The 23,169-nt window shown below is 60.3% G+C and carries 25 protein-coding genes; 19 read left to right on the forward strand and 6 right to left on the reverse strand.

Annotated elements, in window-relative coordinates:
• Positions 1-525: 525 nt before the first annotated feature.
• A complete protein-coding gene (locus tag L6D63_RS20040; RefSeq protein WP_047293097.1) occupies positions 526-1,203 on the reverse strand; it encodes an alpha/beta family hydrolase in 678 nt (225 codons plus the stop codon).
• 95 nt (positions 1,204-1,298) lie between these two features.
• On the opposite strand from L6D63_RS20040, the gene ccoN (L6D63_RS20045) reads away from it, so the two are divergent.
• The 8 genes from ccoN (L6D63_RS20045) to ccoP (L6D63_RS20080) all read left to right on the forward strand — a co-directional run bounded on the left by ccoN (L6D63_RS20045) (position 1,299) and on the right by ccoP (L6D63_RS20080) (position 8,197).
• On the forward strand, positions 1,299-2,723 hold the full coding sequence (gene ccoN, locus L6D63_RS20045; RefSeq protein WP_041067879.1) for a cytochrome-c oxidase, cbb3-type subunit I: 1,425 nt from the start codon (positions 1,299-1,301) through the stop codon (positions 2,721-2,723).
• Positions 2,724-2,733: 10 nt separating this feature from the next.
• The gene (gene ccoO, locus L6D63_RS20050) at positions 2,734-3,342 is read left to right on the forward strand and encodes a cytochrome-c oxidase, cbb3-type subunit II (protein ID WP_003223389.1); all 609 of its coding nucleotides are present in this window, start codon (positions 2,734-2,736) and stop codon (positions 3,340-3,342) included.
• A gap of 3 nt (positions 3,343-3,345) precedes the next feature.
• A complete protein-coding gene (locus tag L6D63_RS20055; protein WP_041067875.1) occupies positions 3,346-3,543 on the forward strand; it encodes a cbb3-type cytochrome oxidase subunit 3 in 198 nt (65 codons plus the stop codon).
• Complete coding sequence (ccoP, locus tag L6D63_RS20060; protein WP_041067872.1) at positions 3,540-4,493, forward strand: cytochrome-c oxidase, cbb3-type subunit III; 954 nt, start codon at positions 3,540-3,542, stop codon at positions 4,491-4,493. Before L6D63_RS20055 ends, ccoP (L6D63_RS20060) begins: the two co-directional genes overlap by 4 nt.
• A gap of 481 nt (positions 4,494-4,974) precedes the next feature.
• Positions 4,975-6,417: a cytochrome-c oxidase, cbb3-type subunit I gene (ccoN, locus tag L6D63_RS20065; RefSeq protein ID WP_047293093.1), complete on the forward strand. Its 1,443-nt coding sequence runs from the start codon at positions 4,975-4,977 to the stop codon at positions 6,415-6,417.
• The gene (gene ccoO / locus L6D63_RS20070) at positions 6,417-7,025 is read left to right on the forward strand and encodes a cytochrome-c oxidase, cbb3-type subunit II (RefSeq protein ID WP_041067866.1); all 609 of its coding nucleotides are present in this window, start codon (positions 6,417-6,419) and stop codon (positions 7,023-7,025) included. The genes ccoN (L6D63_RS20065) and ccoO (L6D63_RS20070) overlap by 1 nt, the downstream gene beginning before the upstream one ends.
• A 6-nt stretch (positions 7,026-7,031) precedes the next feature.
• Positions 7,032-7,217 carry a CcoQ/FixQ family Cbb3-type cytochrome c oxidase assembly chaperone gene (locus L6D63_RS20075; RefSeq protein WP_003175465.1) on the forward strand — a complete coding sequence of 62 codons (186 nt, stop codon included), beginning with the start codon at positions 7,032-7,034 and terminating at the stop codon, positions 7,215-7,217.
• Positions 7,214-8,197: a cytochrome-c oxidase, cbb3-type subunit III gene (gene ccoP / locus L6D63_RS20080; protein ID WP_047293090.1), complete on the forward strand. Its 984-nt coding sequence runs from the start codon at positions 7,214-7,216 to the stop codon at positions 8,195-8,197. The genes L6D63_RS20075 and ccoP (L6D63_RS20080) overlap by 4 nt, the downstream gene beginning before the upstream one ends.
• 54 nt (positions 8,198-8,251) lie before the next feature.
• Here the strand turns inward: ccoP (L6D63_RS20080) and L6D63_RS20085 are convergent, their stop codons facing one another.
• A complete protein-coding gene (locus L6D63_RS20085; protein ID WP_095667067.1) occupies positions 8,252-9,256 on the reverse strand; it encodes a metallophosphoesterase family protein in 1,005 nt (334 codons plus the stop codon).
• Positions 9,257-9,509: 253 nt separating this feature from the next.
• Here L6D63_RS20085 and L6D63_RS20090 point away from each other — a divergent pair, with 253 nt between their 5' ends.
• The 11 genes from L6D63_RS20090 to L6D63_RS20140 all read left to right on the forward strand — a co-directional run bounded on the left by L6D63_RS20090 (position 9,510) and on the right by L6D63_RS20140 (position 19,358).
• Positions 9,510-9,710 (forward strand): hypothetical protein, encoded by a 201-nt coding sequence (locus L6D63_RS20090; protein WP_080963258.1) that lies wholly within the window; start codon positions 9,510-9,512, stop codon positions 9,708-9,710.
• A 152-nt stretch (positions 9,711-9,862) separates the two neighbouring features.
• Positions 9,863-10,117: a type II toxin-antitoxin system Phd/YefM family antitoxin gene (locus L6D63_RS20095; RefSeq protein WP_041067899.1), complete on the forward strand. Its 255-nt coding sequence runs from the start codon at positions 9,863-9,865 to the stop codon at positions 10,115-10,117.
• The gene (locus L6D63_RS20100; protein ID WP_131670058.1) at positions 10,117-10,527 is read left to right on the forward strand and encodes a type II toxin-antitoxin system VapC family toxin; all 411 of its coding nucleotides are present in this window, start codon (positions 10,117-10,119) and stop codon (positions 10,525-10,527) included. The genes L6D63_RS20095 and L6D63_RS20100 overlap by 1 nt, the downstream gene beginning before the upstream one ends.
• Positions 10,528-10,749: 222 nt before the next feature.
• Positions 10,750-12,165: a cytochrome c oxidase accessory protein CcoG gene (gene ccoG, locus L6D63_RS20105; RefSeq protein WP_236170378.1), complete on the forward strand. Its 1,416-nt coding sequence runs from the start codon at positions 10,750-10,752 to the stop codon at positions 12,163-12,165.
• 11 nt (positions 12,166-12,176) lie between these two features.
• Entirely contained in the window at positions 12,177-12,716 is a 540-nt protein-coding gene (locus tag L6D63_RS20110) for a FixH family protein (RefSeq protein WP_095667071.1), read from the forward strand.
• 130 nt (positions 12,717-12,846) lie between these two features.
• Positions 12,847-15,297, forward strand: coding sequence for a heavy metal translocating P-type ATPase (locus L6D63_RS20115; protein WP_131670057.1), 2,451 nt, complete (start codon positions 12,847-12,849; stop codon positions 15,295-15,297).
• A gap of 22 nt (positions 15,298-15,319) precedes the next feature.
• Positions 15,320-15,532: a cbb3-type cytochrome oxidase assembly protein CcoS gene (ccoS, locus tag L6D63_RS20120; protein WP_025110359.1), complete on the forward strand. Its 213-nt coding sequence runs from the start codon at positions 15,320-15,322 to the stop codon at positions 15,530-15,532.
• Positions 15,525-16,208, forward strand: a complete 684-nt coding sequence (locus L6D63_RS20125) for a sulfite exporter TauE/SafE family protein (protein ID WP_047293079.1) — start codon at positions 15,525-15,527, stop codon at positions 16,206-16,208. Before ccoS ends, L6D63_RS20125 begins: the two co-directional genes overlap by 8 nt.
• A gap of 246 nt (positions 16,209-16,454) precedes the next feature.
• Positions 16,455-17,837 (forward strand): oxygen-independent coproporphyrinogen III oxidase, encoded by a 1,383-nt coding sequence (gene hemN / locus L6D63_RS20130; RefSeq protein ID WP_047293078.1) that lies wholly within the window; start codon positions 16,455-16,457, stop codon positions 17,835-17,837.
• A gap of 159 nt (positions 17,838-17,996) precedes the next feature.
• The gene (fnr, locus tag L6D63_RS20135; protein WP_025110355.1) at positions 17,997-18,731 is read left to right on the forward strand and encodes a fumarate/nitrate reduction transcriptional regulator Fnr; all 735 of its coding nucleotides are present in this window, start codon (positions 17,997-17,999) and stop codon (positions 18,729-18,731) included.
• Between the two features lie 78 nt (positions 18,732-18,809).
• Positions 18,810-19,358 (forward strand): adenine phosphoribosyltransferase, encoded by a 549-nt coding sequence (locus L6D63_RS20140; protein ID WP_003223345.1) that lies wholly within the window; start codon positions 18,810-18,812, stop codon positions 19,356-19,358.
• Positions 19,359-19,445: 87 nt separating this feature from the next.
• On the opposite strand, the gene L6D63_RS20145 is transcribed toward L6D63_RS20140, so the two are convergent.
• From L6D63_RS20145 to L6D63_RS20160, 4 genes are all read right to left on the reverse strand, one after another.
• A complete protein-coding gene (locus L6D63_RS20145; protein WP_131670056.1) occupies positions 19,446-20,594 on the reverse strand; it encodes an acyl-CoA dehydrogenase family protein in 1,149 nt (382 codons plus the stop codon).
• A 209-nt stretch (positions 20,595-20,803) separates the two neighbouring features.
• Entirely contained in the window at positions 20,804-21,406 is a 603-nt protein-coding gene (recR, locus tag L6D63_RS20150; protein ID WP_095667074.1) for a recombination mediator RecR, read from the reverse strand.
• A 66-nt stretch (positions 21,407-21,472) separates the two neighbouring features.
• Entirely contained in the window at positions 21,473-22,507 is a 1,035-nt protein-coding gene (locus tag L6D63_RS20155; RefSeq protein ID WP_131670055.1) for an NADP-dependent oxidoreductase, read from the reverse strand.
• Between the two features lie 299 nt (positions 22,508-22,806).
• Positions 22,807-23,145 (reverse strand): YbaB/EbfC family nucleoid-associated protein, encoded by a 339-nt coding sequence (locus tag L6D63_RS20160; protein ID WP_003223337.1) that lies wholly within the window; start codon positions 23,143-23,145, stop codon positions 22,807-22,809.
• Positions 23,146-23,169 lie beyond the last annotated feature (24 nt).

A 23,169-nucleotide genomic window follows, 5' to 3' on the forward strand; every position in this document is an offset into this window, starting at 1 on the left:
TACAGTGGGATCAGGTCTCATCAGTCAGAGATTGGTCGGCTGTCAGGCCGCCATCGCTGGCAAGCCAGCTCCCACAGTGGGATCAGGTCTCATCAGTTAGAGATTGGTCGGCTGTCAGGCCGCCATCACCAGCGGGCTGGCTCCCACACAAGAGCAAGAACAGAACCCGCACCGCTCTTGCTCCTCACCACTCAACACGATGAGCGTTAGCTCGAGTACCGCTTTTGATCTTGATCCGCGGGCGACGTCGGAAGGCTGAGTGGAGGGATTGATCCGGGGGTGGGAGCGCAGCGACCGTTTGGCGCAGCCAAACACAGCGAGAGGAGGTGCAGCGAAGCAAACCGTAGGCGCTGCGCCCCGGATCGATCCCGCAGCGAAGGAACCCCGAGCCTCAGCGAGCGGGCCGGACGTAGGAGCAAGACCTTTTGGTTACTTTTGGGGCGTTTGCCAAAAGTGACCCGCCGTAAGGGCGGAACCCTAAGCAGCCATAACCGCAGCAACGGATATACACCCCAAAACCAAACCTCAACGAAGAAACCCGGCAACCTTCTCCACCGCCGAAGCCAAATGATCCGAATGCGTAAACCCGGAAACCTTCAGCGGCTTCAAATCATGATCCCCAGAGGCCAGCCAAAACACCTCAATACTCGGCGATAGATCGTAAGCCTCGACAGCCTCCCGATTGCCAAGCGCATCCCGCTCCCCCTGAAGAATCAACGTCCGAGTCCGCAAACAAGCCAAATGCTCAACCCGCGGCTTCTCCGGTTTCCCCACCGCATAAAACGGGTAACCCAGACAAACCAACGCATCAGCCCCCAACTCATCGGCCAAGAGACTGGCCATCCGCCCCCCCATCGACTTCCCGCCAACCGCCAAAACCCCAGCGACATGACGTCGCACTTCAGCGAACACTTCGCGCCAGCACTCAAGCAGTTTCGGCGCCGGATTAGGCGGCCGTTTACTACCGTCGATACGCCGCTGCGCCATATAAGGAAACTCAAACCGCAACACGTTCACGCCCAACCCAGCAAGGCGCCCAGCCATATCCGTCATCCAGTCACTGTCCATCGGCGCACCCGCCCCATGGGCCAGGATCAATGTCGCCGAAGCCTCGCCCGACGCTGCATCCCAAAGCCACCCGTGATCCCGCACGCACTGCGCCCATTGATCCCCGTCAATACTGGCCTTGTGCTGTTTGTCCATGCTTGCCTCGCTTTTAGTCTGCCTATAACTCCAGACGAAGGATTCGCGGCGTTTTCTGCGCGCGCTCACTTCGGCTGAACCGTGGATGGGGAACCATGAACACTTCTATCAGTACCGCCTACAACTACAAGGTGGTCCGCCAATTCGCCATTATGACGGTGGTGTGGGGCATCGTCGGCATGGGGCTCGGGGTTTTTCTCGCGGCCCAATTGGTCTGGCCGGAACTCAACTTCAATTTGCCCTGGACCAGTTTCGGCCGTCTGCGCCCGCTGCACACCAACGCGGTGATCTTCGCCTTCGGTGGTTGTGCGCTGTTCGCCAGTTCGTTCTATTCGGTGCAGCGCACCTGCCAGACGCAATTGTTCGCGCCGAAAATCGCCGCGTTCTGCTTCTGGGGCTGGCAACTGGTGATCCTGCTGGCGGCGATCAGCCTGCCGCTGGGTTATACCAGCTCCAAGGAATACGCCGAGCTGGAATGGCCGATCGACATCCTGATCACCATCGTCTGGGTCGCCTACGCCATCGTGTTCTTCGGCACGATCATGCAGCGCAAGACCAAGCACATTTATGTGGGCAACTGGTTCTTCGGCGCGTTCATCATCACCGTGGCGATCCTGCACATCGTCAACAACCTCGAGTTGCCGGTGAGTTTCACCAAGTCCTACTCGGTCTACGCCGGTGCGACCGACGCGATGGTGCAATGGTGGTACGGCCACAACGCCGTAGGCTTTTTCCTCACCGCCGGTTTCCTCGGGATGATGTACTACTTCGTGCCGAAACAGGCCGAACGTCCGGTGTATTCGTATCGCCTGTCGATCGTGCACTTCTGGGCGCTGATCACCCTGTACATCTGGGCCGGCCCGCACCACCTGCACTACACCGCGCTGCCAGACTGGGCGCAGTCGCTGGGCATGGTGATGTCGCTGATTCTGCTGGCACCGAGCTGGGGCGGCATGATCAACGGCATGATGACCCTCTCGGGCGCCTGGCATAAGTTGCGCAGCGACCCGATCCTGCGCTTCCTCGTGGTGTCGCTGGCGTTCTACGGCATGTCGACCTTCGAAGGTCCGATGATGGCGATCAAGACCGTCAACGCCCTCTCCCACTACACCGACTGGACCATCGGCCACGTACACGCCGGCGCGCTCGGCTGGGTGGCGATGATTTCCATCGGCGCGCTGTACCACATGATCCCGAAAGTCTTCGGCAAAGAGCAGATGCACAGCATCGGCCTGATCAACGCGCATTTCTGGCTCGCGACCATCGGCACCGTGCTCTACATCGCCTCGATGTGGGTCAACGGCATCGCCCAGGGCCTGATGTGGCGCGCAGTCAACGAGGACGGCACGCTGACCTACTCCTTCGTCGAAACCCTGGTGGCCAGCCACCCAGGCTTCATCGTACGTCTGGTGGGTGGGGCGATCTTCCTCAGCGGCATGTTCCTGATGGCTTACAACACCTGGCGCACCGTGCGGGCCTCGCAGCCTGCTGACGTCGTTGCTGCCGCGCAGATGGCCTGAGGAGTCCGCCATGAAACACGAAACGATTGAAAAGAACGTCGGCCTGCTGATGCTGCTGATGGTGTTTGCCGTGAGCATCGGCGGCCTGACCCAGATCGTCCCGCTGTTCTTCCAGGACGTCACCAACAAACCGGTGGAGGGCATGAAGCCCTACACCGCGCTGCAACTGGAAGGCCGCGACATCTACATCCGCGAAGGCTGCGTCGGTTGCCATTCGCAGATGATTCGCCCGTTCCGCGCCGAAACCGAACGCTACGGGCACTACTCGGTGGCCGGTGAGAGCGTGTGGGATCACCCGTTCCTGTGGGGCTCCAAGCGTACCGGTCCGGACCTGGCCCGCGTCGGCGCGCGTTACTCGGATGACTGGCACCGCGCGCACTTGTACAACCCGCGCAACGTGGTACCCGAGTCGAAAATGCCGGCCTACCCGTGGCTGGTCACGCAAGCGGTCGACAGCAGCCACACCGAAACCAAGCTCAAGACCATGCGCACCCTCGGCGTGCCGTACACAGACGACGATATCAGCGGCGCGGTCGCCAGCCTCAAGGGCAAGACCGAGATGGACGCCCTCGTCTCCTACCTGCAAGTGCTTGGCACTGCGATCAAGAGCAAGAGGTGAGCCATGGTCATTGAAATGAGCACAGGCCTCATACGTGGCCTCGGCACGGTCGTGGTGTTCGTCGCCTTCGTCGGTCTGACCTTGTGGGTATTCAATCGCAAGCGCACCCCGGAGTTTGCCGAAGCACGTCTGCTGCCGTTCGCCGACGAGCCGCAACCCGACACTACCCCCGCATCTGAAACAAGGAGTACCCGGCCATGACCACCTTCTGGAGTACGTGGATCTGCGTACTGACCATCGGCAGCCTGATCGGCCTGACCTGGCTGCTGATCGGCACGCGCCGGGGCGAGACCAAGGGCAGCGTCGACCAGACCATGGGCCACAGCTTCGACGGCATCGAGGAGTACGACAACCCGCTGCCGCAATGGTGGTTCATGCTGTTCGCCGGCACGCTGGTGTTTTCCGTGGGCTATTTGATCCTCTATCCGGGTCTGGGCAACTGGAAAGGCATCCTGCCCGGCTACGAGGACGGCTGGACCGGTGTCCACGAGTGGGAAAAGGAAATGAGCAAGGCCGACGCCAAATTCGGGCCGATCTTCGCCAAGTTCGCCGCCATGCCGGTGGAAGAAGTGGCGAAGGATCCGCAGGCGCTGAAAATGGGTGGCCGACTGTTCGCCTCCAACTGCTCCGTGTGCCACGGTTCCGATGCCAAGGGCGCGTTCGGTTTCCCCAACCTGGCGGACAAGGACTGGCGCTGGGGCGGCAGTGCCGAGACCATCAAGACCACCATCATGGGTGGGCGGATGGCGGCGATGCCGGCCTGGGGCGAAGTGCTCGGCGAGACCGGGGTGAAGAACGTCGCGGCGTATGTGCGTCACGAACTGGCCGGCCTGCCGCTGCCGGCCGACAGCAAGGCTGACCTGCAGGCCGGACAGCAAGCGTTCAGCACCACCTGCGTAGCCTGTCATGGGGCAACCGGCCAAGGCACTGAAGCCATGGGTGCGCCGAACCTGACGCACCCGGCCGGATTTATCTACGGCACCAGCCTGACGCAGCTTGAGCAGACCATTCGCCATGGTCGCCAAGGCCACATGCCGGCGCAGAACGAACTGCTGGGCAACGATAAAGTGCAATTGCTGGCCGCTTATGTGTACAGCCTGTCGCACGGATTGAATACAGAAAAACTTATTACTGAAGACAACAAGCAATAAGCATTGCGTACACCTCTGCCGCATCGTTCTCGATGCGGCAGCATCCCGCCCCTTTGCGACGCATTGTCGCACCCCGTCACACCCTCTCCTTTCGAATCCTCCGATTCGGGTCTACGCTTGCTCGATGCGGACTGGCCCGTGCCGGTTCCAGGTCGACCTTGAGCGATGTGTTCGACAAATCGCCTGACTGACAGGGCGCAAAGCCCGGTAGATACCGGCTGTCGCGTCGATGACCGTCCGTCACCCGATCACTGCGTTCGAACACACCTCGTTACAACCGACCTGAACCCCTCGCTTTTTTCGTCCGCTGCGACATTTTGTCCGAGGCCGATTTTGTCCTTACGCGGCGTATGGAAAGGCCGCAGAATCAGCGTTGGAAAGCATTGACCCAGGTCATGGCGCGTTGCAATGACCCCCTGCTCTCTGCATACTTGCGGCCGATTTTAATCCTAATAAAACACCCAAACCGTGGAACCTTAGAATGAGCACAGCAATCAGTCCGACTGCTTATAACTATAAGGTAGTCCGCCAGTTCGCCATCATGACGGTGGTCTGGGGGATCCTTGGCATGGGGCTCGGTGTCTTCATCGCCTCGCAACTGGTCTGGCCGGAATTGAACTTCGGTCTGCCGTGGACGAGCTTTGGACGCCTGCGCCCGTTGCACACAAACCTGGTGATTTTCGCCTTTGGTGGTTGTGCACTGTTTGCCACTTCCTACTATGTCGTGCAGCGAACCTGCCAGACGCGACTGATCTCCGACAGCCTCGCCGCCTTCACCTTCTGGGGCTGGCAGGCAGTTATCGTCGGCGCAATCATTACCTTGCCGCTGGGCTACACCACCACCAAGGAATACGCCGAACTGGAATGGCCGCTCGCCATTCTGCTGGCCATTGTCTGGGTCTCCTACGGGCTGGTGTTCTTCGGCACCATCACCAAGCGCAAGACCAAGCATATCTATGTCGGTAACTGGTTCTACGGCGCGTTCATCGTCGTGACCGCAATGCTGCACATCGTCAACCACGCCTCCTTGCCGGTGAGTTTCTTCAAGTCCTACTCCGCCTACTCGGGCGCGACCGACGCGATGATCCAGTGGTGGTACGGCCACAACGCCGTGGGCTTCTTCCTGACCACCGGCTTCCTCGGGATGATGTACTACTTCGTGCCGAAACAGGCCGAACGTCCGATCTACTCCTATCGCCTGTCGATCGTGCACTTCTGGGCCCTGATCACCCTGTACATCTGGGCCGGCCCGCACCACCTGCACTACACCGCATTGCCGGACTGGGCGCAATCGCTGGGCATGGCGATGTCGATCATCCTGCTGGCACCGAGCTGGGGCGGCATGATCAACGGCATGATGACCCTGTCGGGCGCCTGGCATAAGCTGCGCACCGACCCGATCCTGCGTTTCCTCGTGGTATCGCTGGCGTTCTACGGCATGTCGACCTTCGAAGGTCCGATGATGGCGATCAAGACCGTCAACTCGCTCTCGCACTACACCGACTGGACCATCGGCCACGTACACGCCGGCGCGCTCGGCTGGGTAGCGATGATCTCGATCGGCGCGATCTACCACATGATCCCGAAACTGTTCGGCCGCGCGCAGATGCACAGCGTCGGCCTGATCAACGCGCACTTCTGGCTCGCGACCATCGGTACCGTGCTGTACATCGCCTCGATGTGGGTCAACGGCATCACTCAGGGCCTGATGTGGCGTGCAATCAACGATGACGGCACCCTCACCTACTCGTTCGTCGAAGCGCTGCAGGCCAGCCACCCGGGCTACATCGTCCGTGCCCTGGGCGGTGCATTCTTCGCCAGCGGCATGTTCCTGATGGCTTACAACGTCTGGCGCACCGTGCGCGCCTCGAACCCGGTTGAAGCCGAAGCCGCCGCCCAGATCGCTGTCGTTGGAGCTCACTGATGAAGCATGAAGCTGTCGAGAAGAATATTGGCCTGCTGGCCTTCTTCATGGTTATCGCCGTCAGCATTGGCGGCCTGACCCAGATCGTTCCGCTGTTCTTCCAGGACGTCACCAACAAGCCAGTCGAAGGCATGAAGCCGCGCTCGGCACTGGAACTGGAAGGCCGCGACGTCTACATCGCCAACGGTTGTGTCGGCTGCCACTCGCAGATGATCCGTCCGTTCCGTGCCGAAACCGAACGCTACGGCCACTACTCGGTCGCCGGTGAAAGCGTCTGGGACCACCCGTTCCTGTGGGGTTCCAAACGTACCGGTCCGGACCTGGCTCGCGTGGGCGGTCGTTACTCCGATGACTGGCAGCGTGCGCACCTGTACAACCCGCGCAACGTGGTGCCTGAGTCGAAAATGCCGGCTTACCCGTTCCTCGTGGAAAACAAGCTCGACGGCAAAGACACGGCCAGGAAAATGGAAGTGTTGCGCACGCTCGGCGTCCCTTACACCGACGAAGACATCGCCGGTGCAAAAGAGGCCGTGAAGGGCAAAACCGAAATGGACGCGCTGGTGGCCTACCTTCAAGGCCTGGGCACCATCATCAAAAGCAAACGGTGATTCTTTATGGATATCGGGATGATTCGCGGCCTGGGCACCGTTGTCGTGATGGTGGCCTTCATCGGTTTGGCGTTGTGGGTATTCAGCCCCAAGCGCAAGTCGGAGTTTGAAGACGCAACCTTGCTGCCTTTTGCGGATGATCCCGAAGCCATCAAGCACGTCGAGCAAGCTTCTAGGAGTAACAAAGAATGACTACATTCTGGAGTCTGTACGTCACAGTCCTCAGTCTCGGTACGATCTTTTCCCTGACCTGGCTGCTGCTGTCGACCCGCAAGGGCCAGCGCAGCGAGCAGACGGAAGAGACCGTGGGCCACTCCTTCGACGGGATCGAGGAGTACGACAACCCACTGCCGAAATGGTGGTTCATGCTGTTCGTGGGCACCATCGTGTTCGCCCTCGGTTATCTGGTGCTGTACCCGGGTCTGGGCAACTGGAAAGGCCTGTTGCCGGGCTACAACTACCTTGATAACGACAAGCAGACCGCGTTCGCCAACGGCCAGACCGGCTGGACCGGCGTGCACGAGTGGGAAAAGGAAATGGCCCGCTCGGACGCCAAGTTCGGTCCGATCTTCGCCAAGTTCGCGGCGATGCCGATCGAGGAAGTCGCCAAGGATCCACAAGCACTGAAGATGGGTGGCCGTCTGTTCGCTTCCAACTGCTCGGTGTGCCACGGTTCCGACGCCAAAGGCGCCTATGGCTTCCCGAACCTGACCGACGCCGACTGGCGCTGGGGCGGCGAGCCGGAAACCATCAAGACCACCATCATGGGCGGTCGTCACGCGGTGATGCCGGCCTGGGCCGACGTCATTGGCGAGCAAGGCGTCGCCGACGTCGCAGCCTTCGTGGTCACTCAGCTTGATGGCCGCAAACTGCCGGAAGGCACCAAGGCTGACCCGGCCAACGGCCAGAAACTGTTCGCCGCCAACTGCGTGGCCTGCCACGGACCGGAAGGCAAAGGCACCCCGGCGATGGGCGCACCGAACCTGACCCACCCGGCCGCGTTCATCTACGGTTCAAGCTTCGCCCAACTGCAACAGACCATCCGTTACGGCCGTCAGGGCCAGATGCCTGCGCAGGAACAACTGCAAGGCAACGATAAGGTGCACTTGCTGGCGGCGTATGTTTACAGCCTGTCCCACGGTGAAAAACCCGCTGAAGCCGAGGCCCAATAAGGCCAACGCCTGACGCAAAATAAAGCCCCCGCCAGTGCTCTGGCGGGGGCTTTTTTATGGGCGACTGGCCCAGATCGATTTCACCGGGACTGTGGCCACCGGCTGACGATTGCGCCACTGATTACCCTCGACCAGACTCACCTCCAGTTGTTTGCGGTCTTTGGAAAAGCTCGCCGTCAGGTACGTCTGTTGAGAAGCGGCACCGCTGAGAAACATCGGCACACTGCCCATGTAGGTCTGGCTGCCACCCTCGCCGTGGTAATGGCCAGCAAACATCGCCGTCACCTGATACTTTTCAATCATGTCGCGAAAGCGCTTCTGTTGCTCCCAACTGCCTGCCCAGTCATAGGGTTTGTGCATGTTGATAATGATCGCGTAGCCTTGCGCTCGCGCTATTCGCAAATCATTTTCCAGCCAGTCCAGCGACGGTTTGATGTCGAACGAAGTCGGATTCAGCGCATGGGAAATCTTCACCTGGTAAGTCGGCTCATTATTCAACTGCACCAGGTGGACTTCACCGATATTCTTTGAATACGCCAGGCTGCCGAGATAGTGCTTATTCAAAAAGCTGCCGCTCACTTCAAGATCGAACTCATCGACTTTATCCACGTGATGATCGCGATAATCGACAATGCTGCCCGCCGCACAACTTTCACTAAAACAATCATTCACGTTGTTTTGATAATCATGATTGCCCAACCCATAGAGAAAGTGATCGCCAAAGTATTTGCTCAGCATCGTCCTCATGAAGGAGCGCTGCCAGCCATGACCGAAAGCAGTGATGTCGCCGTTGATCATCAACGGTACGCTGGCCTGGCCGCCCATCTCGTTGCGAAACTGCGCAATACTCGCGAACTGATTCTCCACCAGCCATTTCGAGCGTTTTTCAAAATCCGCGCTCGGCTCATCTTCACCACTGTCCGATTTTTCCGTCCACGGGTATTGCGGGTCCGAGGCAAATACCATGTGCTGCGGAACACCCTCATTGGCACTGGCGAGAGAGGTCAGCGATAACAGGTACAGACAAGCGAACAGCTTTTTAACTTCCTTGATTTTCATAATCATTCCATTATTGCGTTAACTTTCAAAACACGAACATGCAACTCGCACGCTGCAGAACAGCCACCAAGCTATTCGAAAATAATAAAAAATTAAAAGCCCTCAATTAACTAATTATATTTCTACGTTATTGGCATAGCCGTTGAAATTAATACTTTGAGACACATGTGCGGTGGACGCGTTTCAGCATGCTCTGTAGGGTCTGCCACAGCCCGGTGACCCGCACCGGAGCCACTTCAAGGATGAAGCCGCTATGTTGAATAACGACAAACATTGTCTTCCGGTTGATCAGCCGCTTACTGAATCTGATCAACCAATTGAATCATTGGAAACAACTGTAGAAACCATTACCGTGACATTCGACAATCCGTCACAACCCGATTCCAAGAGCACCACAAAACGCCATCGAAATACCGGCAGTCTCGACAGCCTGGGCGGCGGCAGGCTGCCCTGAGTCTTGAAGCCACGTATGAATCAACCTGAGCCAGCCTGCGCTTTGTGCGGGGCTGGCTCGACTAATGCCAGCCATGGACCGACCAACGGACGGCTGAGTCCTGTCTTCCTCGATTGCCGCCCTAAAGGCGGAGTAGCGAGAGGTCAACCATGATGGCAATCACCACCATCTCCAGCCGTGAATTCAATCAGGACACCAGCAGCGCCAAAAAGGCTGCGCGTCTGGGTCCAGTGATCATCACAGACCGTGGTAAGGCTTCTCATGTTCTTTTGAGCATTGAGGAATATCAGAAACTGAGCGGCGCAAACACAAGCATTGTCGATTGGTTGGTCATGCCGGAGGCTGCCGACATCGATTTCGAAACCGAGCGCGCAGTCATCATTCATCGTCCCGTGGACCTGTCCTGATGTATTTACTCGACATCCATGTGATTTCCGAACTTCGCAAGCCGCAAGCCGATGCCAATGTGGTCAGTTGGGCCAAAGGCGTCATCGCCCCGTGTCTGTACATTTCCGCCATTACTCTGAAAGAACTGGAAACCGGAGTCCTGCGAACGGAACGGCGTGATCCTGCTCAAGGAAAGCTGTTGCGCAGTTGGCTGACGCGTCACGTCATGCCGGCATTCGAAGCTCGAATCCTGCCGGTTGATGCTGCAGTAGCGCTACGTTGTGCCAGCCTGCATGTGCCCGACCAGACCAATGAAAGCGATGCATTGATCGCTGCCACGGCCCTGGTGCATGGACTCACGGTGGTCACGCGTAATGTCGATGATTTCCGCTCGAGCGGCGTCGCCGTGATCAATCCGTGGGAACAATGAATTAGCTGCCACTGCAAAACCGTCCATACTCAACAAGTCAATTGATCTGCATCAGGCTTTTCTGCATTCGCTACACCAATAATGCTTTTTCCCCAACGCGACCAAAGGTCGCACCCTTGAGTTAGAGCGACAGGCGTATCATTGCGCCACTGCAACACCCCTTTCTGACCGCGGTCGGCACGTATCGACCGAGGCATTTGTCCACTGCCGTGGGATGCAATGATGAGCAACCAGATTCCGGTACACGACGTCACACCGCCGAGCAAAAACGCGAACAACAGCGTCGACCTTTACGCCTCTCGAGAAAAAATCTACACCCGTGCTTTCACTGGCCTGTTCCGCAATCTGCGGATGATGGGCGGCGCTGCGCTGTTCCTGTTGTATTTCGGTACGGTGTGGCTGAACTGGGGCGGGCATCAGGCGGTGTGGTGGAACCTGCCGGAACGCAAGTTCTTCATCTTCGGCGCCACGTTCTGGCCGCAAGACTTCATCCTGCTGTCTGGTCTGCTGATCATTGCCGCGTTCGGCCTGTTCTTCATCACCGTGTACGCCGGCCGCGTCTGGTGCGGCTACACCTGTCCGCAAAGCGTGTGGACGTGGATTTTCATGTGGTGCGAGAAGGTCACCGAAGGCGATCGCAACCAGCGTATCAAGCTCGATAAAGCGCCAATGAGCGGCAACAAGTTTCTGCGCAAGCTCGCCAAACATTCGCTGTGGCTACTGATCGGTTTCGTCACAGGCATGACCTTCGTCGGCTACTTCTCGCCGATCCGCGAACTGGTGTTCGATTTCTTCACTGGCCAGGCCGATGGCTGGTCGTATTTCTGGGTCGGCTTCTTCACCCTCGCCACCTACGGCAACGCTGGCTGGCTGCGCGAACAGGTGTGCATCTACATGTGTCCGTATGCACGCTTCCAGAGCGTGATGTTCGACAAGGACACCCTGATCGTGTCCTACGACCCGCGTCGCGGCGAAAGCCGTGGCCCGCGCAAGAAAGGTGTCGATTACAAAGCCATGGGCCTGGGCGATTGCATTGACTGCACCATGTGCGTCCAGGTGTGCCCGACCGGTATCGACATCCGCGACGGCCTGCAGATCGAGTGCATCGGTTGTGCGGCGTGCATCGATGCTTGCGACGCGATCATGGACAAGATGGACTACCCGCGCGGCCTCATCAGCTACACCACCGAACATAAGCTCTCGGGCCAGAAAACCCATAAACTGCGGCCGCGCCTGATCGGCTATGCGGTGGTGCTGCTGGCGATGATCAGCCTGCTGGTGACCGCATTCTTCATGCGCTCGCTGGTCGGCTTCGACGTCAGCAAGGACCGCGTGCTGTACCGCGAGAACGCCGAAGGCCGGATCGAAAACGTCTACAGCCTGAAGATCATGAACAAGGATCAGCGCGACCACACCTACGTGCTGGAGGCCGCTGGCCTGCCGGATCTGCGCCTGCAAGGCAAACGCGAGATCACGGTCCCGGCCGGCGAAATCTTCAGCATGCCGGTGGAGTTGTCGAGCGCACCGGAACAATTGCCGTCGAGCACCAACGAGGTGAAATTCATCCTCAAGGACGCCGACGACGACAGCGTCCACGTTGAAGCCAAGAGCCGATTCATCGGCCCACAAACCCGTTGAGAGAACTGAACATGCCCGCCGCAAACGCCGCAAGCCCTTGGTACAAGCACCTCTGGCCATGGATCATCATCGGGATCCTGGCCTGCTCGGTGACGTTGACCCTGTCAATGGTGACCATTGCGGTGAACAACCCGGACAATCTGGTCAACGACAACTACTACGAGGCCGGCAAAGGCATCAACCGCTCGCTGGATCGCGAACTGTTGGCGCAGGAGTTGAAGATGCGCGCCAACGTCCATCTGGATGAACTCACCGGCGAAGTCGACCTGCGCCTGAGCGGTGCCAGCCAGCCAAAAACCCTGGAACTGAACCTGATCTCGCCGACCCAGCCGGAGAAGGATCGCAAGATTGTCCTGACCCGCAGTGAAACCGAAGCCGGCCGTTACATCGGCCAGTTGGGCGACAAGGTCGAAGGTCGGCGTTTTGTCGAATTGCTGGGTACTCAGGACGACCACGTGTGGCGCATGTTCGAAGAAGAACAGGTCAGCCATGACAAGGACCTGCTGCTCGGTGACGAACCGTTGCAGGGCGCTGAAGACCAGAAAAAGTAAACCGAACCCTGTAGGAGCTGCCGCAGGCTGCGATCTTTTGATCTTGCTTTCAAAAACAAAATCAAAAGATCGCAGCCTGCGGCAGCTCCTACAAGGATGGTGTTGATTCAGCAGTATTAGCGAATATTCGATGACCACCCCACTCCCCTGCTACCACTGCGCCCTGCCCGTTCCGTCGGGCAGTCGCTTCACCGCCGTCGTGCTCGGGGAGTCCCGCGAGTTCTGCTGTCCCGGCTGTCAGGCCGTGGCCGAAGCCATCGTGGCCGGCGGTCTGGAAAGTTACTACCAGCATCGCAGCGAAGCCTCGGCCAACCCCGAAGCCTTGCCGGTGCAATTGACCGATGAACTGGCGCTGTACGACCGCGCCGACGTGCAAAAACCCTTCGTCCGTCACGCGGGCGAACTCGCCGAAACCACGCTGTTGATGGAAGGCATCAATTGCGCCGCCTGCGGCTGGCTGATCGAGAAACACCTGCGCACTCTGCCGGCAGTGGCTGAGGCACGACTGAATCTGTCCAACCATCGCCTGCATGTGCAATGGGCCGACGCGCAATTGCCGCTGAGCCAGATCCTCGCCGAGCTGCGCCACATCGGTTACGTCGCCCACCCGTATCAGGCCGACCGCGCCAGCGAACAACTGGCCAGCGAAAATCGCCTGGCCCTGCGCCAGCTTGGCGTCGCCGGATTGCTGTGGTTTCAGGCAATGATGGCGACCATGGCCACCTGGCCGGAATTCAACATCGACCTTAGCCCCGAATTGCACACGATCCTGCGCTGGGTCGCGCTATTTCTCACAACACCGATCGTGTTCTATAGCTGCGCGCCGTTCTTCAAGGGCGCGATGCGCGATCTGCGCACCCGCCACCTGACCATGGACGTCTCGGTGTCGCTGGCCATCGGCAGCGCCTACATCGCCGGGATCTGGACCTCGATCACCGGGGTCGGCGAACTGTATTTCGATGCGGTCGGGATGTTTGCGCTGTTCCTGCTCGCCGGGCGATATCTGGAACGCCGTGCCCGCGAGCGCACCGCCGCTGCCACCGCGCAGCTTGTAAACCTGCTGCCGGCCTCGTGCCTGCGTCTCGACACCGACGGCCAGAGCGAACGCATCCTGCTCAGCGAACTGCGCCTGGGTGACCGGGTGCTGGTGCAACCAGGTTCGATCCTGCCGGCGGATGGCAGGATTCTCGATGGCCAGTCAAGCATCGACGAATCGCTGCTGACCGGCGAATACCTGCCGCAACCGCGCACGCTGGGCGATGCGGTCACCGCGGGCACGCTGAATGTCGAAGGCGCGCTCACCGTCGAAGTACTGGCACTGGGTCAGGACACACGCCTGTCGGCCATCGTCCGCCTGCTTGATCGCGCCCAGGCCGAGAAACCGCGCCTGGCGGAAATCGCCGACCGCGCGGCGCAGTGGTTCTTGCTGTTGTCGCTGATTGCGGCGGCGGGCATCGGCTTGTTGTGGTGGCAGCTGGATGCGTCGCGGGCGTTCTGGATCGTCCTGGCGATGCTGGTCGCGACCTGCCCTTGCGCGCTGTCACTGGCAACCCCGACGGCGTTGACCGCCGCCACCGGCACCCTGCACAAACTCGGCCTGTTGCTGACGCGCGGGCATGTGCTGGAAGGCCTGAACCAGATCGACACGGTGATCTTCGACAAGACCGGCACGCTGACCGAAGGCCGCCTGGTCCTGCGCTCGATTCGCCCGCTGGGCACACTCAGCAGCGACCAGTGCCTGAGCCTTGCCGCCGCCCTGGAAAACCGTTCGGAACACCCGATTGCCCGCGCCTTCGGTCGTGCGCCACTGGCCGCTGAAGATGTGCACAGCACGCCGGGACTCGGTCTCGAAGGACGGGTAGGCACACAGCGTTTGCGCATTGGCCAGGCGGAGTTTGTCTGCGCCCTCAGCGGTTCGCCGTTGCCGGCGATGCCGGATGAGCCGGGTCAGTGGCTGCTGCTGGGTGATGACTCGGCAGCGCTGGCATGGTTCGTCCTCGACGATCGCCTGCGCGACGATGCGCCTGCCCTGCTCGCCGCCTGCAAGGCCCGTGGCTGGCGCACATTGCTGCTGTCCGGCGACAGCTCGCCGATGGTCGCCAGCGTCGCCGCCGAACTGGGTATCGACGAGGCCCGTGGCGGTCTGCGTCCGGATGACAAACTGCGCGTGCTGCAACAACTTCATCAGGAAGGACGCAAGGTGTTGATGCTCGGTGACGGGGTCAACGACGTGCCGGTGCTGGCCGCTGCCGACATCAGCGTGGCCATGGGTTCGGCCACCGATCTGGCGAAAACCAGTGCCGACGCGGTGCTGCTGTCCAACCGCCTCGACGCACTGGTGCACGCCTTCACGTTAGCGCGCAGAACCCGTCGGGTAATCATCGAGAACCTGCTGTGGGCGGCGCTGTACAATGGCCTCATGTTGCCGTTCGCCGCCCTCGGCTGGATCACCCCGGTGTGGGCCGCTGTCGGCATGTCGATCAGTTCGCTGACCGTGGTGCTCAACGCCCTGCGCCTGACTCGCCTGCCGAGCGCGCCGGTTGCCGGCACCCGTTCAGAAACCCGTCCGCTGCCGGCTTGAGCCGCGCGGGCCTGGAGTACCGATGCCAGCTCTTTACGTGATGATCCCCGCCGCCCTGCTGATCGTGGCCATCGCTGTGTACATCTTCTTCTGGGCGGTGGACAGCGGCCAGTATGACGACCTTGATGGCCCGGCCCACAGCATCCTGTTCGATGATCAGGACCCGAACCACACCGCCGCCGTCGACGAAGCCAAATCCGACAAACCGCAGGACAAGGCGCCACCCCATGCTTGAGCTGGCGCCTCTCCTGGTGTCTGCGCTGATCCTCGGCCTGCTCGGTGGCGGGCATTGCCTGGGCATGTGCGGCGGCCTGATGGGCGCGCTGACTCTGGCGATTCCCAAGGAACAGCGCAGCCGACGCTTTCGTCTGCTGCTGGCGTACAACCTCGGACGGATCCTCAGTTACGCGACGGCCGGTTTGCTGATCGGGCTGGCTGGCTGGGCGGTGGCGAACAGTCCGGCGGCGATGTTCATGCGTATTCTCGCCGGGTTGCTGTTGATTGCCATGGGCCTGTATCTGGCCGGCTGGTGGAGCGGCCTGACCCGTATCGAAAGCCTTGGCCGTGGCTTGTGGCGTTACATTCAGCCGGTGGCCAACCGCTTGCTGCCGGTGTCGAGTTTGCCCCGCGCCCTGCTGCTCGGCGCACTGTGGGGCTGGCTGCCGTGTGGACTGGTTTACAGCACGCTGCTGTGGTCGGCGAGCCAGGGCAATGCGTTGGACAGTGCGCTGTTGATGCTGGCGTTCGGGCTGGGCACGTGGCCGGTGCTGCTCGCGACAGGGCTGGCTGCCGAGCGGGTGACGGCGTTGCTGCGCAAACGCAGCGTGCGCGTGGCCGGGGGCTTGCTGGTGATTCTGTTCGGGATCTGGACCCTTCCTGGCCCCCACCAACATTGGCTGATGGGTCACTGATCCGATCAAAGCCCTGAGAAGATCCATTGTGGTGAGGGGATTTATCCCCGATGGGGTGCGAGGCGCCCCTGCATTCTTCCATTCATACATTGCAAACAGGTTTACGACTGCTTCGCAGTCGATCGGGGATAAATCCCCTCACCACAAAGCAGTCACTACCAATCCGCCGTTGATGCAAATCAACAGCCCCGTCGCCGCACCCCGATAGACTCGCCACACTGCCAGCCTATCCGGGGGAATGCCCGCATGCTCGACGCCATTCGTTGGGACACTGATCTGATCCGCCGCTACGACCTGGCGGGGCCGCGCTACACCTCGTACCCGACGGCCGTGCAATTCAACAGTCAGGTCGGCACCTTCGACCTGTTTCACGCCCTGCGCGAAAGTCGCAAGGCGCTGCGCCCCTTGTCGCTGTACGTGCACGTGCCGTTCTGCGCAAATATTTGCTACTACTGCGCCTGCAACAAGGTCATCACCAAGGATCGCGGGCGGGCACAGCCGTATCTGCAACGCCTGGAACAGGAAATCCAGTTGATTGCCTGTCACCTGGAACCGGCGCAGAAAGTCGAGCAGTTGCACTTCGGCGGCGGCACCCCGACCTTCCTCAGCCATGACGAGCTGCGGCAGTTGATGGCGCACCTGCGCAAACACTTCAATCTGCTGGATGATGACTCCGGCGACTACGGCATCGAGATCGATCCGCGCGAGGCCGACTGGTCGACCATGGGCCTGTTGCGCGAACTCGGCTTCAACCGGGTCAGCATCGGCCTGCAAGACCTCGACCCGGCGGTGCAACGGGCGGTCAATCGCCTGCAGAGCCTGGAAGAAACCCGCGCAGTGATCGACGCGGCGCGCACCCTGCAGTTTCGCTCGATCAACATCGACCTGATCTACGGCCTGCCGAAGCAGACTCCGGAAAATTTCGCGCGAACCGTCGAGGAAGTCATCAGCCTGCAACCGGACCGGCTCTCGGTATTCAACTATGCGCACCTGCCGGAGCGCTTCATGCCACAGCGGCGAATCAACAGCCAGGAGCTGCCAAGCCCTGCGCAAAAACTGCAAATGCTCCAGCGCACCATCGAACAACTGACCGCCGCCGGTTATCGCTACATCGGCATGGATCACTTTGCCCTGCCCGACGATGAGTTGGCGATTGCCCAGGAAGAACAGACCCTGCAGCGCAATTTCCAGGGCTACACCACTCATGGCCATTGCGACCTGATTGGTCTGGGGGTGTCGGCGATCAGTCAGATCGGCGATCTTTACTGCCAGAACAACAGCGATCTGAACCAGTACCAGAACACCCTCGCCGCCGCGCAACTGGCGACCAGCCGGGGCCTAGTGTGCAATGCCGATGATCGCCTGCGCCGCGCGGTGATCCAGCAACTGATCTGCAATTTCAGCCTGGAATTCGCCGAAATCGAGCAAGCGTTCAACATCGACTTTCAGGGCTATTTTGGCGCACTGTGGCCGCAACTGCAGGGCATGGCCAACGACGGGCTGATCAAGCTGGAGCGCGAGCGCATCGAAGTGTTGCCGGCCGGACGCCTGCTGGTGCGCTCGGTGTGCATGGTGTTCGACGCGTACCTGGAACAACAGAACCGTCAGCGTTTCTCGCGGGTGATCTGAAACACCCTGCTCATGAAACCGATGTATCGCGAACGCCCCGTGTCTTTGTTTGCCCTGCGGCCTTATGCCCGCAGGGCAATCTCGCCCCAGACTGGCCTGAATGTCCTCCCGTGGGTTACCCTTACGGCTTATGTGTGTTTTCCCACAAGGATTTAAGAAATGTCCGAGCCAGTCAAACTGCGCGCTCACAACCAGGCCCATTGCAAGGATTGCAGCCTGGCCCCTCTCTGCCTGCCACTTTCTCTGAATCTGGAAGACATGGATGCGCTGGACGAAATCGTTAAACGTGGTCGCCCGTTGAAAAAGGGTGAGTTCCTGTTCCGCCAGGGTGACACCTTCGATTCCGTTTATGCAGTACGCTCCGGCGCCCTGAAGACCTTCAGCCTGAGCGACACCGGCGAAGAACAGCTCACCGGTTTCCACCTGCCGAGCGAACTGGTCGGCCTGTCCGGCATGGACACCGAGAAACATCCAGTGTCGGCCCAAGCCCTGGAAACCACCTCGGTCTGTGAAATCCCTTTCGAACGCCTCGACGAACTGGCCCTGCAACTGCCGCAGCTGCGCCGGCAGCTGATGCGGGTGATGAGCCGCGAGATCCGTGACGATCAGCAAATGATGCTGTTGCTGTCGAAGAAAACCGCCGACGAGCGCATCGCCACGTTTCTGGTCAACCTGTCGGCCCGCTTCCGCGCTCGCGGCTTCTCGGCCAACCAGTTCCGCCTGAGCATGTCGCGCAACGAAATCGGCAATTACCTGGGCCTGGCGGTGGAAACCGTGTCGCGGGTGTTCACGCGCTTCCAGCAGAACGAGCTGATCGCCGCCGAGGGCAAGGAGATCCACATCCTCGACCCGATCCAGCTCTGCGCCCTGGCCGGCGGCTCGCTGGAAGGCTGATCTCGATCCGCGGTTGAGCGAAGCGTTTCAGCTGCGGGTATACTGCGCCGTTTGCAGCCCTGCCAGGACACCTCGACGATGGTCTTCGACTCCTTCGACATCAAATCCCTGATCCGCCCCGTGATCGACTTCCCGAAACCGGGCGTGATCTTTCGCGACATCACCCCGCTGTTCCAGTCGCCCAAGGCCCTGCGCCTGGTGATGGACAGCTTCGCCCACCGCTATGTGGAAGCCGACTTCACCCACATCGGCGCGATGGATGCGCGCGGCTTCCTGATCGGTTCGGTGCTGGCCTACCAGTTGAACAAGCCGCTGGTGCTGTTCCGCAAGCAGGGCAAACTGCCGGCGGACGTGTTGGCCGAAGGTTACGCGACCGAATACGGCGAAGCGTTCCTCGAAGTCCACGCCGACAGCCTGTGCGAAGGTGATTCGGTGGTGATGTTCGATGATCTGATTGCCACCGGTGGCACGCTGATCGCAGCGGCCAACCTGATCCGCCGCATGGGCGCGCGGGTGCATGAGGCGGCGGCGATTATCGATCTGCCAGAGCTTGGCGGTTCGCAGCGTCTGGAAGACATGGGCATCCCTACTTTCTGTCTGACGCAGTTTGCTTTGACCGATAAATAGTAAAGATCAAAAGATCGCAGCCTTCGGCAGCTCCTACAAGGGATGCGTTTCCCTGTAGGAGCTGCCGAAGGCTGCGATCTTTTGCTTTTAAAGCCCCATCTGCTTGCTGATGATTTCGTTCATCACTTCCCGCGTCCCGCCGCCGATCGACAGAATGCGGTTATCCCGATACAGCCGCTCCACCAGGCTCTCGCGCATGTAACCCAGGCCACCGAGGATCTGCACCGCTTCGCGGGTGATCCGGTCCGAGGTGTCCGTGGCGACGTTCTTGGCCATGGAAATTTCCTTGATCACGCTCTGCCCCGCCGCCATTTTCGCCGCTTGCCGATAGGTGAACTCGCGTGACACTTCCAGCGCCGTGGCCATTTCGGCCAACCGATGTTTGATCACCTGAAACTTGCCGATCGGCTTGCCGAATGCTTCACGCTCGCGCGCCCATTTCAGCGCTTCTTCGAGGGCGAGCTGCGAGGTCATGTTGGCCATCAACGCCAGCGCCAGCCGTTCGCTCTGGAAATTGCCCATGATGCAGGCAAAACCCATGTTCTCGGCGCCAATCAGATTGCCCACAGGCACCCAGCAATCGTCGAAGAACAGCTCAGCGGTGTCCGAGGCCCACCAGCCCATTTTTTTCAACTGGCGGCCGACGGTGAAGCCGGGGGTGCCCTTCTCGATCAACAGCAGGCTGACGCCGCCAAAACCCGGCGCTCCGGTGCGCACGGCGACGGTGTAGAAATCGGCGCGTACGCCACTGGTAATGAAGGTCTTGCTGCCGCTGACCCGGTAGACGTCGCCGTCACGCACGGCGCGGGTTTGCAGGTTGGCGACGTCGGAACCCCCGCCGGGTTCGGTAATCGCCAACGCACTGATTTTCTCGCCGCTGAGCACCTGCGGCACGACACGCTCGCGCACCTCGGGCCGGGCCCATTTGACGATCGGTGGCAGGCCGATATCCAGCGAACCGAGACCGGCGACCAGACCACCGGAACCGCAGCGCATCAGTTCTTCGCTGGCGGCAACCTTGGCGAACAGATCACCTTCGTGGCTGCCACCCAGCGCTTCGGGATAACCGATGCCAAGAATCCCCGCCGCCCCGGCCTTCAGGTACAGCTCACGGGGAAAGCTTTCGGCTTCTTCCCACGCGTCAATGTCTGGCAGGATCTCGCGCTCGACGAAACGTCTGACGCTGTCGCGAACCATTTGGTGGCTGGGGTCGAAGTATTCCTGGAAGGCAGGCATCGGCGAACTCCATCGAAGGGTTGGCCGACGTTAACCGAGCGCTTGCTTGGTTTTCAACACAATTGTGTGAATCAGCCAAATCGAGGTGCGCCCATCGCTGGCAAGCCAGCTCCCACAGGTTTCTTTAGTGTGCACAACATTTGTGAACGACCGAAATCACTGTGGGAGCTGGCTTGCCAGCGATGGGGCCAGATCAGGCGATACACCTGTCAGAGGGAAATCGGCTTACGCCCGGCAAACGAATGCGCCAGCGTCCCGCCATCCACCAGCTCCAGCTCACCCCCCAGCGGCACACCGTGGGCAATCCGCGAGGCGATCAGGCCTTTGTTGGCCAGAAGCTGGGCGATGTAATGCGCGGTCGCCTCACCTTCGACCGTCGGGTTGGTGGCGAGGATGACTTCGGTAAAGGTGCCAGCCTCTTCGATGCGCGTCATCAACTGCGGAATACCGATGGCTTCCGGCCCCAGGCCGTCGAGCGGCGACAGGTGGCCTTTGAGCACGAAGTAGCGCCCACGGAAACCCGTTTGCTCCACCGCATACACGTCCATCGGCCCTTCCACCACGCACAGCAGCGTGTCGTCGCGGCGCGTGTCGGCGCATTGCGGGCACAGATCGTCTTCGGTCAGCGTGCGGCACTGACGGCAGTGACCCACCCCTTCCATGGCCTGGCTCAAAGCCTGGGCCAGGCGCGTGCCGCCGCTGCGGTCACGTTCGAGCAACTGCAACGCCATGCGCTGGGCGGTTTTCTGACCCACGCCGGGCAAGGTGCGCAGGGCGTCGATCAGTTGGCGAATCAAAGGGCTGAAGCTCATGGGTAAAAAGTCCGACAAAACAACGAGACGCGGTTTATACCCGCGCCTCCGGCCAGCGTCAAATGCTCAGTCCTGGGCGACCTTCACCACCAGTTTGCCGAAGTTGCGCCCCTCCAGCAGACCGATAAACGCCTCGGGCGCCTGCTCCAGACCTTCCACCACGTCTTCGCGGAATTTCACCTTGCCGTCGCGCACCCACGGCACCATGTGGCTGATGAACTCCGGCTGACGGTCGCCGTAGTCATCAAACACGATGAAGCCCTGAATCCGCACACGCTTGGTCAGCAACGTACGCTGCAGCATCGGCAGGCGATCCGGACCTTGCGGCGCTTCAGTGGCATTGTAACCGGCAATCAGCCCGCACAGCGGAATGCGCGCCTTGGGATTGAGCAGCGGCACCACCGCATCGAACACATGCCCGCCCACGTTTTCATAATAGATATCGATGCCGTTCGGGCAGGCTTTGGCCAGTTGCTCGGCAAAGTCCGGCGCCTTGTGATCGATGCAGGCATCGAAACCCAGCTCCTCGACCACGTATTGGCATTTGTCGGCACCACCGGCCACACCCACGGCGCGCAGGCCTTTGATTTTTGCCACTTGACCCACCACCGAGCCGACGGCGCCGGACGCAGCAGCCACGACAAGCGTTTCACCTTCTTTCGGCTGACCGATGTCGATCAGCCCCATATACGCAGTCATACCCGGCATGCCCAACACGCCAAGCGCCATCGACGGACTCGGCAGGCCGGACGGGATCGGCATGATGTTGCGCCCATCGCTGATGCTGTGGCTCTGCCAGCCGGTGAGGCCGACCACCAGATCGCCTTGGTGGAATTTCGGATGACGCGAATCCTCGACTCGGCTGACAGCACCACCGGTCATCACTTCGCCGATTTGTACCGGCGCGGCGTAGGACGGTGCGTCACTCATGCGTCCGCGCATGTAGGGGTCCAGCGACAGGTACAGGGTCTTGAGTAGCACCTGGCCGTCTTGCAGGTCAGGCAACGCTTCGCGCTCCAGACGGAAGTTTTCCGGGGTTGGCGCACCGACCGGGCGCGAGGCGAGGACAAAGCGTTGATTGAGGGTCAGAGGGTCGGACATGTCAGCGTCTCCTGTGAATGATGAATTCGGGGGTATAGGGAGCAGACCTTGGTGGCATCACAGCGTTCGATGTTTCTACTAGACGCCTGTGGCGAGGGAGCTTGCTCCCGCTGGAGTGCGAAGCGCTCCCCCTGCTTCCTTTCAGGAATACCGGGTTTTCAGGGTTTACGACGACTTCGTCGCCGAGCGGGAGCAAGCTCCCTCGCCACAAACGAATACCGAACGCCCCAGAAACGGAAAAAAAATGCCAGGCGCGATGCCTGGCATTTTGTGTAGCTCATCCAACCCGCGTTGGCGAATCAGAATGGCAGTTTCATCCCCGCTGGCAGGTTCATGCCGGCGGTCATGCTGCCCATTTTTTCCTGGCTGTTGGCTTCGATCTTGCGCACGGCGTCGTTGACGGCGGCGGCGACCACGGCTTCGAGCATTTCCTTGTCATCTTCGCTCAGGCCTTCAACCAGGCTTGGGTCGATGCTGACGCTTTTCACGTCGTGACGACCGGTCATGACCACGGTGACCATATCGCCACCGGCCTTGCCAGTGACTTCGGCGTTGGCCAGTTCTTCCTGCATCTTGGCCATTTTTTCCTGCATCTGCTGCGCCTGCTTCATCAGGCCGGCCATGCCACCTTTCATCATGGGAATCACCTCAAAAGTACTTGG

Source organism: Pseudomonas parakoreensis (assembly GCF_021602155.1).
GTDB classification, from domain to species: domain Bacteria; phylum Pseudomonadota; class Gammaproteobacteria; order Pseudomonadales; family Pseudomonadaceae; genus Aquipseudomonas; species Aquipseudomonas parakoreensis.